The organism is Leclercia barmai, assembly GCF_049312895.1.
Taxonomy (GTDB): Bacteria; Pseudomonadota; Gammaproteobacteria; order Enterobacterales; family Enterobacteriaceae; genus Enterobacter; species Enterobacter barmai.
In genome coordinates this window covers 1-209 of sequence record NZ_JBMNWZ010000031.1, presented here as the reverse complement: position 1 = coordinate 209, position 209 = coordinate 1, and the positions used below count along the sequence as shown (strand labels likewise).

The window sequence follows — 209 nt, the reverse complement described above, 5'->3', positions numbered from 1 at the left end:
CACTATCGTTAACTGAATACATAGGTTAACGAGGCGAACCGGGGGAACTGAAACATCTAAGTACCCCGAGGAAAAGAAATCAACCGAGATTCCCCCAGTAGCGGCGAGCGAACGGGGAGCAGCCCGGAGTCTGAATCAGCTTGTGTGTTAGTGGAACGGTCTGGAAAGTCCGACGGTACAGGGTGATAGTCCCGTACATGAAAGCACAC

At 52.2% G+C, this 209-nt stretch carries 1 rRNA gene; it reads left to right on the top strand.

The window, feature by feature from the left end:
* Positions 1-209, top strand: a 23S ribosomal RNA gene (locus ACOYA6_RS23085); the annotation flags it as partial.